General features: G+C 44.2%; 11 protein-coding genes. 9 read left to right on the plus strand and 2 right to left on the minus strand.

The window, feature by feature from the left end; translation table 11 throughout:
• Positions 1–27: 27 nt before the first annotated feature.
• On the plus strand, positions 28–3,471 hold the full coding sequence (pyc, locus tag ACJA3J_RS09450; RefSeq protein WP_406946137.1) for a pyruvate carboxylase: 3,444 nt from the start codon (positions 28–30) through the stop codon (positions 3,469–3,471).
• A gap of 658 nt (positions 3,472–4,129) precedes the next feature.
• Here the strand turns inward: pyc and ACJA3J_RS09455 are convergent.
• On the minus strand, positions 4,130–5,050 hold the full coding sequence (locus tag ACJA3J_RS09455) for a COX15/CtaA family protein (RefSeq protein ID WP_406946138.1): 921 nt from the start codon (positions 5,048–5,050) through the stop codon (positions 4,130–4,132).
• Between the two features lie 413 nt (positions 5,051–5,463).
• On the opposite strand from ACJA3J_RS09455, the gene cyoE reads away from it, so the two are divergent.
• From cyoE to ACJA3J_RS09495, 8 genes are all read left to right on the plus strand, one after another.
• Complete coding sequence (gene cyoE, locus ACJA3J_RS09460) at positions 5,464–6,399, plus strand: heme o synthase (protein WP_406946139.1); 936 nt, start codon at positions 5,464–5,466, stop codon at positions 6,397–6,399.
• 76 nt (positions 6,400–6,475) lie between these two features.
• On the plus strand, positions 6,476–7,540 hold the full coding sequence (gene coxB, locus ACJA3J_RS09465) for a cytochrome c oxidase subunit II (protein ID WP_406946140.1): 1,065 nt from the start codon (positions 6,476–6,478) through the stop codon (positions 7,538–7,540).
• A gap of 38 nt (positions 7,541–7,578) precedes the next feature.
• Positions 7,579–9,450 (plus strand): cytochrome c oxidase subunit I, encoded by a 1,872-nt coding sequence (gene ctaD / locus ACJA3J_RS09470; protein WP_089652777.1) that lies wholly within the window; start codon positions 7,579–7,581, stop codon positions 9,448–9,450.
• Positions 9,450–10,073, plus strand: a complete 624-nt coding sequence (locus tag ACJA3J_RS09475; RefSeq protein ID WP_089652778.1) for a cytochrome (ubi)quinol oxidase subunit III — start codon at positions 9,450–9,452, stop codon at positions 10,071–10,073. Before ctaD ends, ACJA3J_RS09475 begins: the two co-directional genes overlap by 1 nt.
• 3 nt (positions 10,074–10,076) lie before the next feature.
• Entirely contained in the window at positions 10,077–10,403 is a 327-nt protein-coding gene (gene ctaF, locus ACJA3J_RS09480; protein WP_089652779.1) for a cytochrome c oxidase subunit IVB, read from the plus strand.
• Positions 10,404–10,576: 173 nt separating this feature from the next.
• Positions 10,577–11,476 carry a cytochrome c oxidase assembly factor CtaG gene (gene ctaG, locus ACJA3J_RS09485; protein WP_089652780.1) on the plus strand — a complete coding sequence of 300 codons (900 nt, stop codon included), beginning with the start codon at positions 10,577–10,579 and terminating at the stop codon, positions 11,474–11,476.
• Positions 11,477–11,505: 29 nt separating this feature from the next.
• Positions 11,506–11,961, plus strand: coding sequence for a DUF420 domain-containing protein (locus ACJA3J_RS09490; RefSeq protein WP_089652781.1), 456 nt, complete (start codon positions 11,506–11,508; stop codon positions 11,959–11,961).
• A 124-nt stretch (positions 11,962–12,085) separates the two neighbouring features.
• Positions 12,086–12,625: a GNAT family N-acetyltransferase gene (locus tag ACJA3J_RS09495; protein ID WP_115894810.1), complete on the plus strand. Its 540-nt coding sequence runs from the start codon at positions 12,086–12,088 to the stop codon at positions 12,623–12,625.
• 37 nt (positions 12,626–12,662) lie between these two features.
• Here the strand turns inward: ACJA3J_RS09495 and ytvI are convergent, their stop codons facing one another.
• Positions 12,663–13,721 carry a sporulation integral membrane protein YtvI gene (ytvI, locus tag ACJA3J_RS09500; protein ID WP_089652783.1) on the minus strand — a complete coding sequence of 353 codons (1,059 nt, stop codon included), beginning with the start codon at positions 13,719–13,721 and terminating at the stop codon, positions 12,663–12,665.
• Positions 13,722–13,842: the final 121 nt, after the last annotated feature.

The raw sequence follows: 13,842 nt of genomic DNA on the forward strand, positions 1-13,842 counted from the left end.
AAACATAGACAAACAGGGAGTGGAATCATGGCAAATACGAAGAAAATCAATAAAGTATTAGTCGCTAATCGTGGCGAGATCGCTATTCGAGTCTTTCGTGCGTGTACAGAATTAAATATTCGTACCGTCGCCATTTATTCGCAGGAAGATACGGGGTCCTACCATCGTTATAAGGCTGATGAAGCTTATTTGATTGGTGAAGGGAAAAAACCAATCGATGCCTATTTGGATATTGAAGGCATTATTGAAATCGCCAAGAGTGTGGAGGTTGATGCCATCCACCCTGGATATGGATTCTTATCTGAAAACATTGAGTTTGCGAGAAGGTGCGAAGAAGAAGGGCTTACTTTTATAGGACCGACCAGTGAACATTTGAATATGTTTGGAGATAAGGTGAAGGCACGAGATCAAGCGGTCCAAGCGGAGATTCCCGTTATTCCAGGGAGTGACGGCCCTGTCAGTGGACTGGAAGAGATTCGCGACTTTGGTGAAAAGCACGGCTACCCATTGATGATCAAAGCAGCAATGGGCGGCGGTGGTCGAGGGATGCGTGTCGTCAGAAGCGCTACAACCCTGGAAGAATCGTATGATCGCGCCCGTTCGGAAGCACGAGCAGCATTCGGGAGTGATGAAGTTTATGTTGAAAAGCTGATCGAACGGCCGAAGCACATCGAAGTCCAAATCATCGGAGATCGTGATGGGAACATTGTCCATTTGTATGAAAGGGACTGCTCGGTGCAGCGTAGACACCAAAAGGTTGTGGAGATCGCTCCGAGTGTCAGCTTGAAAGATGAAGTGAGGGAGGCCATTTGCGATGCCGCCGTCAAACTTATGGATAACGTAAAATATATCAACGCAGGAACGGTAGAATTCTTAGTGACCGGTGATCAATTTTACTTTATTGAAGTCAACCCTCGTGTACAGGTGGAGCATACGATTACAGAAATGATTACCGGTGTAGATATTGTCCAGACGCAAATTCTCGTCGCGGAAGGATATGGTTTACATAGCGACCGCATATCTATACCGAAACAAGATGATATTGTCACACACGGATATGCCATTCAATCCCGTGTAACCACAGAGGATCCCCTGAACAATTTCATGCCTGATACAGGGAAAATCATGGCCTATCGTTCTGGAGGCGGTTTCGGTGTGAGACTTGACGCCGGAAACGGGTTTCAAGGGGCGGTTATCTCTCCTTACTATGATTCTTTACTTGTCAAATTGTCTACGTGGGCACTCAGTTTTGACCAAGCCGCACATAAGATGGTCAGAAACTTGAAAGAATTCCGTATTCGCGGCATCAAAACGAACATACCATTTTTGGAAAATGTAGTGCAGCATAAACAGTTCCTATCCGGTGAATATGATACAACGTTCATCGACCGTTCTCCAGAGCTCTTTGTTTTTCCAAAACGAAAAGACCGCGGGACGAAGATGTTGGCTTATATTGCTGATCGAACCATCAATGGCTTCGAAGGATACGGCAATCGCAAGAAACCGAGCTATTCAAAACCGAGAATCCCTATCATCAAGCATTCGGAACCGATTCCAGGCGGAACGAAACAAATTCTTAATGAAAGAGGTCCTGAAGGTCTCGCTTCTTGGTTGAAAGAAAGGAATGAAGTGCTGCTCACAGATACGACCTTCCGGGACGCCCACCAGTCGTTACTGGCTACCCGTGTCCGAACGAAGGACCTTGAGAATATAGCTGAACCGACGGCTCGTCTATTACCTGATCTGTTTTCATTAGAAATGTGGGGTGGAGCGACGTTCGATGTCTCTTACCGTTTCTTGAATGAAGATCCTTGGGAGCGTTTGTTGAAATTGAGGGCCAAAGCACCGAATGTCCTTTTTCAAATGCTATTAAGGGCTTCCAATGCGGTCGGATACAAAAACTATCCCGACAATCTCATTCGTGAATTCGTAGACAAAAGTGCGTCAGCAGGTATTGATGTCTTCCGGATTTTCGACAGCTTGAACTGGGTGGAAGGCATGAAGCTTGCCATTCACTCTGTGCGGGAGAGTGGGAAAGTAGCCGAAGCGGCGATGTGTTATACAGGGGACATTCTTGATAGCAGCCGACCGAAGTATGATCTCGCTTACTATAAAAAGCTGGCGCTTGAACTTCAGGAAGCAGGAGCTCATATCCTTGGCATTAAAGATATGGCAGGACTGCTTAAACCGGAAGCGGCTTATCAATTGATCAGCTCTTTGAAGGAAACCGTCGACATCCCGATCCACCTTCATACACACGATACCAGCGGAAATGGTTTATTCACGTATGCGAAAGCGATAGAAGCAGGCGTCGATGTGGTTGATGTGGCAACGGGATCGATGGCAGGCTTGACCTCTCAGCCGAGTGCAAACAGCCTCTATTATGCCCTCGAAGGTAGTGAGCGTAAGCCGAATTTGGATATCTCTGCATACGAAGAGCTCGGGCATTTTTGGGAAGATACGAGAAAATACTATCAGGATTTCGAAAGTGGCATGATGGCTCCGCATACAGAAGTGTATGAACATGAAATGCCTGGAGGGCAATATAGCAATTTGCAGCAACAAGCAAAAGCGGTCGGTTTAGGACACCGCTGGGATGAAGTCAAGTCTATGTACCGCCGGGTGAACGATATGTTCGGCGATATCGTAAAAGTGACCCCGTCTTCTAAAATTGTCGGAGATATGGCCCTGTACATGGTTCAAAATGACCTGAACGAAGACGACATCTATGAAAAAGGCGATTCCCTTGATTTCCCTGATAGCGTCGTGGAATTTTTCCAAGGGTATCTTGGACAACCATACGGAGGTTTCCCAGCTGAACTCCAAAGGATCATATTGAAAGGCCGCGAGCCGATTACGGTGAGACCAGGGGAGCTCTTGGAACCGGTTGACTTCAACAACTTGAAGGAGACACTGTTCCATTCCCTCGATCGTCAGGTAACAAGCTTTGATATGATCAGCTATGCTCTTTATCCAAAAGTGTTCATGGACCATCATAAGTTCCGCGAGCAATACGGAGATATGTCTGTACTCGATACACCAACATTCTTCTACGGTATGAGACTGGGCGAAGAAATTGAAGTGGACATCGAACAAGGAAAAACCTTGATCGTAAAACTTGTCTCCGTTGGGGAGCCGCAGATTGATGGTACACGTACTGTTTACTTCGAGTTAAATGGACAACCTCGTGAAGTCGTCGTAAAGGATGAGAACGTGAAAGCGGCCGTTCAGCAGCGGCCGAAAGCAGACAAAGCGAACAGCAAACACATCGGAGCAACGATGCCCGGAACGGTTATTAAAGTGTTGTCTAATAAAGGTGAGGAAGTGAAGAAAGGCGATCACCTGATGATTACAGAAGCCATGAAAATGGAGACAACTGTCCAAGCACCCTTTGATGGTGTCATCAAGGACATTTATGTAGAAAACAACGAAGCCATCCACGTCGGCGATTTACTGATCGAATTTGAATAACTTTTAAGAAGAGAGGAAGCTCATGAGAGCCTTCCTCTCTTTTTTAATTTGTTAAACAATATGGCAGGATTGTGGAAGACTCGATTTCGAGACTTTTCGGGGTTCGTTTGCCGTGTTGAGCGTCAGGGATGGCTGGGAAGCTACTCGCTTTCCTGTGGGGGAGTGGCAAGCTTCCTCGGACTTCGTCCTGCGGGATCTCGCCTATCTCCTTTCTCCCACGGGAGTCTCCCAGCTTCCCAACCACCCCATTCCATGAAGGGGAGAAACGAACCCATTTACTGTGGGAGGGCGCCTTCCACTATCCTGTTATGCATAAAGCGCTCTATAACAAGCTTTTCTCATGCAGAATAGTGTGCTTAGGAGTTCATTCCCATCCAATAACCATGGGCATAAAAGCAGCTAATTCCGAAAGTGGTTTCGAGATACTTAAATGGCAAAGGGGTGGAGGGGAATGGGGAGACTCCTGCAGGAAAAAAGTGCTTGGTGAGACCCCACAGGACGCAGTCCGAGGAGGCTCACCGCACTCCCGCGGAAAGGGAGCCATTCCCCGTAGCCCCATCCTCTCAACAAAAGTCTCGAAACTGAGTCTTCCACAAACGGGAGCTTTTATTGAAGACAAAAAATCTCAGAGGCATAAGCTCTGAGATTTTTGCTTGGTTTACTTCACGGAACGTTCATATTTTGCACTTCTTGAAGACAGTAATAGGAAGTATGATAAAAGGCCGACATAAAGAGAAATAATCAATGCATGCAGGAGAGCCAGACCCAAATGAACATACGTCATAATAACGAAAGCACCGACGAGAACCTGAGCTGCCATTAGACTTGCAGCAAGGATCAAGCCTTTTCTCATGATCGGGCTTGTCTTATAATCTTTCAAAGCTTTCACCATGAGATATACCGTCCATATCAAAACTCCGGCTGCAGCAGCACGGTGTCCCATTTGAATCCATTGAGCTGTCCCATACGATGAAAAGTCGAAGGGGGATGCATTCGTACACATCGGCCAGTCCAAACAGGCCATCGATGAGTAAGTATGGCGGACAAGGGCCCCTGTATAGACGACCATTAACGTATAGGTCGTTAAAGCATAAATGTGAAGTCTGAAAGGTTTTCGAATAAGGAGAGATTGTGCATCAAATTTCCAGTCGATTTCAAATATAATGAGCATCAGCAAAAGCACAGCCGCAAAGGAAACAAGGGAAATGCCGAAGTGGATAGCCAGTACAAAATCAGACTGTCCCCATTTCACAGCAGCGGCACCAATCAACCCTTGGGCGAGCAAGAAAAAGAAGGCAAGAAAAGAGAGGAACTTCACTTCTCTTATATGACCAATTTTCACCCATGCCAGAGAAGAAAGGGCAAGTACAAGTAAACCTACGCCTCCAGAGACGAGGCGGTGGCTCAATTCTATGATTAAGGCCAGATCTATGTCTGATGGGATCCATTCTCCATGACATAACGGCCAGCTGTTTCCACACCCCATACCTGAGTCAGTTTTTGTAACGAGAGCCCCACCTAATAGAACGAACAACATTCCTAATGTGGCGAGCACAGATAACCCCTTCAATAAACGCATGGCATGAAGCCACCTCCATTCCGGTCAAAAGAACACGGAGGATATCATACCATTTTACCTCTTTAAAATCACTAAAGTATTGAAAAAAACTTGCAATGTTTGACAGGGTTTGCTAGAAATAAGAGGGTGTGCTTTATGGACGCACTCGCTTTTTCTCAGGGAATCGATCCAGCACCGTTAAAATCGTTGAGAATGGTAGATACTAAGAGTGAATGGCGTTTCACAAAGTTGTCACAAATAAATAAAATTGTTGAGTTTAAATAGATAGAACTACAATTACGTGATACAATTATTTTGATGTTTCTTGTCATCCTTTATGATACAAGAATGGAAATAGCCTTCGGTGAATCTGTTGATGAATATTGATTCACATGATTCTTATACGAGGGTGGTAGAAGGAGGAAGATAATACGATGGACAATCCAAGAACAGTCGAATCTGCTTCTACAGAAATGATCCAAACAAAAACCAATGACCATTCTTTGTTAGCTGATATAAAGAGCTTGATCAAAGTCGGTATCATTAACTCTAATTTGATTACTACATTCGCAGGATTTTGGCTGGCTCTCCATTATACTGGTACATTATTCTTTGATCAGTGGGTCACTTTCCTGCTGACGATGCTCGGAACCGCTTTCGTAATTGCCGGCGGTTGTATTCTTAACAATTGGTATGACAGAGACATTGACCCGATTATGTCACGGACGAACAATCGTCCGACAGTAACAGGAACGATGTCTTTATCATTTATAAAAACATTGGGTATCAGCGTATCTATTCTCGGATTTGTCACATTGCTCCTCACGACATGGCAAGCGGCCTTGTGGGGCGCATTTGGTTGGTTCGTCTACGTCGTCCTATACACGATGTGGTCGAAGAGAAGATACACGATCAATACAGTAGTTGGAAGCTTCTCAGGAGCTGTTCCACCATTGATCGGATGGGCTGCTGTTGATCCAGGATTGCAATTGGAAGCTTTGATTCTGTTTCTCATTATGTTCATTTGGCAAACCCCTCACTTCCTGGCACTCGCCATGAAGAAAAAGGATGAATACAAAGCAGCTGGCATCCCGATGCTTCCTGTTGTTCATGGGTTCGAGATGACAAAACGTCAAATCGTCGTTTATGTTGCTTGTCTGCTCCCATTACCGATTTATTTAGCTTCTCTTGGCACGGTCTTTCTTGTTACGGCTTATGTGCTCTCTATCGGCTGGTTGGCTTTAGGGATCGCAGGCTTCTTCATGAAAGACGACTACAAGTGGGCGACATGGATGTTCATCTTTTCCTTGAACTATCTTACGATCATGTTCTTTATGATGGTCATCGTCACTTTGCCATTCCCATTTTAAAGAACTGACCTCCTTATATCAGGAGGTCAGTTTCTAAATAAAAAAATGCATTACAAGAGAAAGAGAGGTATGACGCATGAGAGGTTGGATGGGAAAGTTCCGATCATTATTCTTATTTGGTGCTCTGACCATGTTCCTTACCGGATGTGGTGTTGATAACATCAGTGCACTGAAACCAAAAGGGTATGGCTCGGAATTATTATTTGATCTTATGTTGATCAGTATTGCGATAATGATTTTCGTTTTCGTAATCGTTATGGCCATTTATGCTTTCGTTCTTCTCCGTTATCGTGAGAAGAAAGGGCAGGAACACATTGTTCCGAAACAAACAGAAGGGAATAAAGCATTGGAAGTGATTTGGACAGTCATTCCAATTATTTTGCTACTTGTGCTGGCAATCCCTACTGTGCAAGCGACTTTCGACCTCGCTGATCAATCGACGCAAGGAGATGAAGGCGTTTTAACGGTCGATGTCACAGGTAACCAATATTGGTGGCAGTTTGACTATGCAGATCAAGAGATCTCAACAAGTCAAGAAATCTACATCCCTACAAATGAAAGGGTATACTTAAACATGAAAGCCAGTGACGTGATCCACTCCTTCTGGGTACCTGCCATTGCAGGTAAGATGGATACCATTCCTGGTGAAAACATGAACACTATGTACTTAGAAGCTTATGAAGAAGGGGTTTACGAAGGCTTTTGTGCTGAACTATGCGGACCTTCCCACTCCTTGATGTACTTCAAAGTAATCGCTGTCAGCCCGGAAGAGTTTGACCAATGGGTCGAAGACATGCAGAATATCGATCCTGAAGCGACACCTGAGACTCAAACGGCTCAGACTGGTCAAGAATTGTTCAATAACAACTGCATGAGTTGTCACGCAATTGGTGGCGCGTCAGCTGGTGTAGGACCGAACTTAGGCAACTTTGCAAACCGCGAGAAAATTGCAGGAATCCTGCAGCCATCGAAAGAGAATCTTGTGGATTGGATTGTCCATCCGGATGAAATCAAGCCAGGGAACCAAATGCCTGCAGAGCTTGTTTCGGAAGAAGATGCAGCGAAAATTGCTGATTACCTTCTAGAGTTGAATCACTCGGATGTCGGAAATGATCTTGAGATGCAAAGCGTCGAAGAGTAAGGACTTATGAGAAAGAGGTTGAAAAGGGAGGTTAAAGCGTGAGTACTGCAGTAGCACAAAAACGTGGGCTCGGCGCTGTGATTTGGGATTACCTGACTACAGTTGACCACAAGAAGATCGCGCATCTTTATTTGGTCTCTGGGGGGCTGTTTTTCCTAATCGGTGGGCTCGAAGCCATGATAATTCGTATCCAGTTGATGAAACCAGACAATGATTTCATTTCTGCTGGACTTTACAATGAAATGATCACGATGCACGGTACAACTATGATTTTCTTAGCGGCCATGCCGCTCATCTTTGCCATTATGAACGCCGTTGTCCCCTTACAGATCGGGGCAAGGGACGTTGCTTTTCCATTCTTGAACTCCTTAGGTTTCTGGTTGTTCTTGTTTGGAGGACTTTTACTGAACGTATCCTGGTTTACAGGTGGTGCACCGGATGCCGGTTGGACCAACTATGCACCATTATCGACGACTTCACCCGGGCACGGAGTAGACTACTATGTCATGGGTCTGCAGATATCCGGTGCCGGAACGTTAATTGGTGGGATTAACTTCCTTGTAACGATTGTAAACATGAGAGCACCAGGGATGACGTATATGCGTATGCCGTTGTTCACATGGTCTGTATTCGTCACAAGTACGTTGATTCTATTCGCTTTCCCTGCTTTAACAGTAGGACTTTTCCTTATGATGTTCGACCGTATGTTCGGATCTGCCTTCTTTGATGTAGGTCTCGGTGGTAACGCCATCATCTGGGAGCACTTATTCTGGATCTTCGGTCACCCGGAAGTGTACATATTGATTCTTCCGTTGTTCGGAGCTTTCAGTGATATCTTTTCTACATTCTCTAAGAAACGTCTTTTCGGTTATTCCGCGATGGTATTTGCAACCGTATTGATCGGTTTCTTAGGATTCATGGTATGGGCCCACCACATGTTTACCGTTGGTATGGGACCTATTGCTAACTCCATTTTCGCTGTTGCGACGATGGCGATCGCCGTACCTACAGGAATTAAGATCTTCAACTGGTTGTTTACGATGTGGGGCGGACAAATTCGAATGACGGCTGCGATGCTATGGTCCATCGCCTTCATCCCATCCTTCACAATTGGTGGAATGACAGGGGTTATGCTCGCTGCCGCTGCAGCTGACTTCCAGTATCACGATACGTATTTCGTAGTCGGACACTTCCACTACGTCATCGTTGGTGGGGTAGCCTTTGGACTATTCGCTTCTCTACACTACTGGTGGCCGAAGATGTTCGGCAAAGTCTTGAATGAGAAACTCGGTAAACTGGCATTCTGGCCGTTCTTTATCGGTTTCCACTTGACATTCTTTATCCAGCACTTCCTAGGTCTTATGGGAATGCCACGTCGTTACTGGGTTTTCCTTGAAGGACAGGGACTTGCAACAGGTAACTTGATCAGTACAATCGGTGCATTCTTAATGGCGATTGGTACGATTATTTTCCTAATCAATATCGTTTACACGGCAGTCAAAGAGAAGAAAGCGGATGCAGATCCTTGGGAGCATGGTCGTACCCTGGAGTGGGCAATTCCATCTCCACCGCCACACTACAACTTTGTGCAAACACCACTTGTACGTGGTCTTGATCCTCTATGGGTGGAGAAAATGGATGGAAAAGAAGGGATGACACCTGCAGAACCACTGGGTGACATTCACATGCCGAATGCTTCGATTCTGCCATTTACCATTTCACTAGGTACATTCATCGCCGGCTTCGGATTCATTTATCAAGTCGATGATCCAATCTGGTTAATTGCTGTCTTTGCTGGTATGGGACTTACACTCGGATCTATGCTGACACGTTCACTGAAAGATGATCTGGGTCACCATATTCATAAAGAAGAGCTGGAAGAAGATATTAAGAAGGGGGTTGGCAAATAATGAGTTCTGAAGACGTACTCAATCCAAAACGAATGCCGCACGATCCGGAAAAAGCCACCCTTGAAGGTAGAAATAAATTTCTTGGCTTCTGGTTTTTCCTTGGTGGAGAGACCGTATTGTTCGCAAGTCTATTTGGTACCTACCTTGCGTTGAATGGTTCGACGCAAGGGGAGAATACGCCAGAGCATTTGTTCGGTTTGGAGCTCGTTTTCATTATGACGATGCTTCTTCTGACAAGCTCATTGACAAGTGTTTATGCGATGTACCACATGAAAAACCATGACTTCAGAAAAATGCAGATGTGGTTGGGAGTAACTGTTTTATTAGGACTCTGTTTCCTGGGTATGGAGGTTTATGAGTTTTATCACTACATCCATGAATACGGATTTACGTTCCGATCCTCCGCATTTGGATCAGCTTTCTACACGCTTGTCGGTTTCCACGGGGGACACGTTCTTTTCGGATTAAGCTGGATTGTAGCGCTTATGATCCGTAACCAGAAGCGTGGTTTGAACCTTTACAACGCTCCGAAGTTTTATATCGCAAGCCTTTATTGGCACTTCATCGACGTTGTATGGGTATTCATCTTTACAGTTGTGTATCTTATGGGAAAGGTGGGTTAATCCATGGCAGATCAATCACATTCCAAACCCATTCATCACCAGGAGTATGAGAAGAAACAGCATCGTGAAGAAATGAAACAACAGGTCCTAACCTTCGGACTGATGATTTTGTTCACGATCATTGCTTTCGGAATGGTTATTTTTGAAGTGAATTCTTACTTCATCATTCCGACATTGATTATCCTTGCTGTCGTTCAGGTAGCCTTTCAACTTTATTACTTCATGCACATGAAGAATAAAGGCCATGATATGGTTGCTGTGATGATGTATGGTGGCGCGGCTGTTGCTGCTTTGACCATCATCACGTTCACATCGATTATTTGGTGGTAAGTGAATACGAGCCAAAGAAAAAAGACCGGCACACCGGTCTTTTTTCTTTATTTTCCTTGAGAGATATGACTAAATTATGAACAATAGATGAATTCCTTATGTGTGCTCGTTTTTTCGGCGATAATTAGGTAAAATGGAGAAGAACAAGTAAAACAATCTGGGGTGAGACACCAATGTGGTTAGAACTTCAAATATTCGGCTTCCGTGCCTTATGGAGCCCATATTATTTTGTATTCGTTCTGTTATTATCAGGCTTATATTTTTACATAACAGGACCTGGACGTAAAAAAGGAACGGACCGTCCAAGTACTTTTCAGCAAATCATGTTTTACAGCGGGATGCTGCTTTTATACATCATCAAAGGATCTCCTGTAGACCTGCTTGGGCACATCATGTTCACTGCCCATATGACGCAAATGGCGATTTACTACTTGCTGTTTCCGATCCTGGTCATTAAGGGGCTTCCTATATGGATATGGGAAAAAGTTTTTGCTGCCAAAGGAATAAAGTCTGTGCTTCATCTACTTACACGACCATTAATTTCTTTGCTGTTATTCAACGGACTGTTTTCCATGTATCACATGCCTGTTGTTTTCGATTATGCAAAATCCAGTGACCTGGCACACACCGTGATTACAACGATCATATTGTTCATCGCTTTTTGTATGTGGATTTCTGTTTTTCCTCCATTGGAGCGTTTAGACAGGTTAAGCCCGATATTAAAAATCGGATTCATTTTCGCCAATGGTGTGCTGATTACCCCTGCGTGTGGGCTGATTATCTTTGCTGGAGCACCGCTTTATGAAACCTACTCAGAAGCAGGAGCATGGATGCAGGCGATGAGTTTATGTGTACCTGCGGATGTCCTGAATGGTCTCGCATCGAATTTGAATGGTCCGAATTATTTTACACCGATGCCTTTGATTGAAGATCAGCAGTTAGGTGGAATCATCATGAAGATCGCTCAGGAAGTGATCTTTGGTGCGATCATCGCTTATATTTTCTTCAGTTGGTTCAACAGGGAAAGAGATACGATTGATCCACTGCCAAGTCAAGTACAGACAGAATCTTAGAGAGTTGCTAGAGGGGAAGAGGTGAAAGTATGCCGTTATTGCCGACACTGAGTACATTCTTCATTGTCTTAAGTGCTGTACTCGTCGCGATCGGTTGGGTACTGATTGTAAAAAACAAGAGAAGCTCGCATCGTAAAGTGATGATTGCAGCTGCCATCAGTGCTTTGACTTTTTTCATTATTTATTTAAGCCGTACGATTTTTGTCGGGAACACCAGCTTTGGAGGACCGGATGATGTGAAGATCTTTTATACGATCTTCTTGATTTTTCATATTTTACTTGCGACGGTCGGGGCCGTCTTCGGTATAGTGACTTTGACATTCGCTTTCAAGCGTAAGATTAAGAAACATCGTAAAATCGGTCCGGTGACGAGTATCATTTGGTTTTGTACAGCTGTTACGGGTGTCGCCGTCTATTTATTGTTATACATCATCTATGATGGTGGTACAACGACAAGTATGATAAAAGCTATATTAGGAACGTAAAGAAAAACAACGAGTCGTTGATCAACGATTCGTTGTTTTTGGTTTATCTTGTGTCGGTAAAGGGAAACAGTGTATGGATGCATAAATTTCCATATACATAAAAACAGGAAAGGGATGACCCACAATGGAATTGAAAACAGAGAGAATACATCTATTCCCCATTACCTTAGACCTTGCTCAGACACTGATGAAAAATTCGCTCGCCTTTTATTACAAGTTCCAACTTCCATGGAATAAAAACTGGCCTCATGACGGCTTGAAAGCACTTATGCCTATGTATGCGGAACGATTAGAAAATGATTCGGATGAATTGGGATTTGGTCCATGGGTAATGATTGATTCGGCAGGTGAGCATGTGATCGGAGACATTGGATTCAAAGGCAAACCGGACAGTGAAGGCAATGTAGAGATCGGTTATCATGTAGTCGCTTCCGAACGGAATTATGGTTATGCTTCAGAAGCTGTTCAAACGCTCTGTGAATGGGCCTTTAAGCATGCGGAAGTCGAGGGGATTGAAGCACAGTGTGATAAAGATAATATCCCTTCACAAAAAGTGTTGATTAATAACGGATTCAACCATACAGGTAGAAGCATGGATATCCTTGTTTTTAAAAAAGAAAAAAAAATCCATCAAAAAGAAAATACGCTGAATAAAGAATTATAAAAAACCTGAAGCCATGCTTCAGGTTTTTTCTTTCTTCTTATAGTTTATAGTTCCATCGAATGATGCCCGCTTCTTTCGCTGAGTTGAAAGCAATAACAACAAGTGGCCCCAGGATGAAACCGAGGAGTCCGATCAGTTGTAAGCCTAAATACATGGCGATCAACGTGGCAAGCGGTGACAATCCAATGTGCCTTCCCATGACTTTCGGTTCGACTGTCCTTCGGATGGCAAGCAGGACGATCGCTAGTAAACCGAGCTTTGTCCCGATCGCAATATCGCCGACGATAAGCATATACACCGACCATGGGCCGAGGATGACGATGGAACCGATAATAGGGATGAAATCAATAGCCCAAATGATCAGCGACATAATTAAAGCGATATCTGGAGCGATCCATAATAAACCGATCAATGAGACGACGAAAATGATGATGCTGACGAGAAACTGTGCTTTTAAAAATCCGAATACGACATAGGAAAGACGCGCGTTCATGAATTTCACTTTTTCAGAAGTGGCTTCCGTGAACTGAGCGTGCATTTTATCTCGCAATCGTGGAAGTTCAAGCATGAACAAAAACAATGCGATTAAATAAACGAGAAAACTGACGAGCAGCTCAGGTATTTTAGCAGCAGCGGCGGCTATGTTCGACAGCTGCAGCTTTTCAGAAATGGCTGTCGTCGTCCGATCGATGGCATTCATCATTTCTGCTGTTACTTTATCTACGAATTCTTTCGGCATTGATTGTGAAAAACTAGCCATGTGATCTTCCCAATCCAACAGCACATTATTGATTTGATTGATGTACTGCGGGGCGTTGTCTGCCAATTGTACGATTTGTGTGACAGCACGGGTCACAGCGAATGTTCCCAAGAGTCCAAGAAAGACAAGGAACAATAAGAAAACAATCGTCACGGACATTTTCCGGTTGATCCGGAACTTGAACTGGATGAACCTTACCGCCGGATTTAGGAATAGTGCCGTAACGAAAGCTAATATTAATGGAATAGAGACAGGTAAAATGAAATACCCTGCAATGATGAGTAGAGCGGATATTAATAGTAAAATCCACTGTTTTTTTGATAGATAACGGAACAATTTATGTATGAGTCTCCTTTCCCCCATAGACCAAACATGAGTTCAATCTTTACTCCCTTTTAAAAAAGTCGCTCACCATACAATGATGTGCGACTGTAGTTCATCCGGAAGGCGTGGATGA

Origin of the sequence: Halobacillus sp. SY10 (genome assembly GCF_045401165.1) — a bacterium.
GTDB lineage: Bacteria > Bacillota > Bacilli > Bacillales > Halobacillaceae > Halobacillus > Halobacillus aidingensis.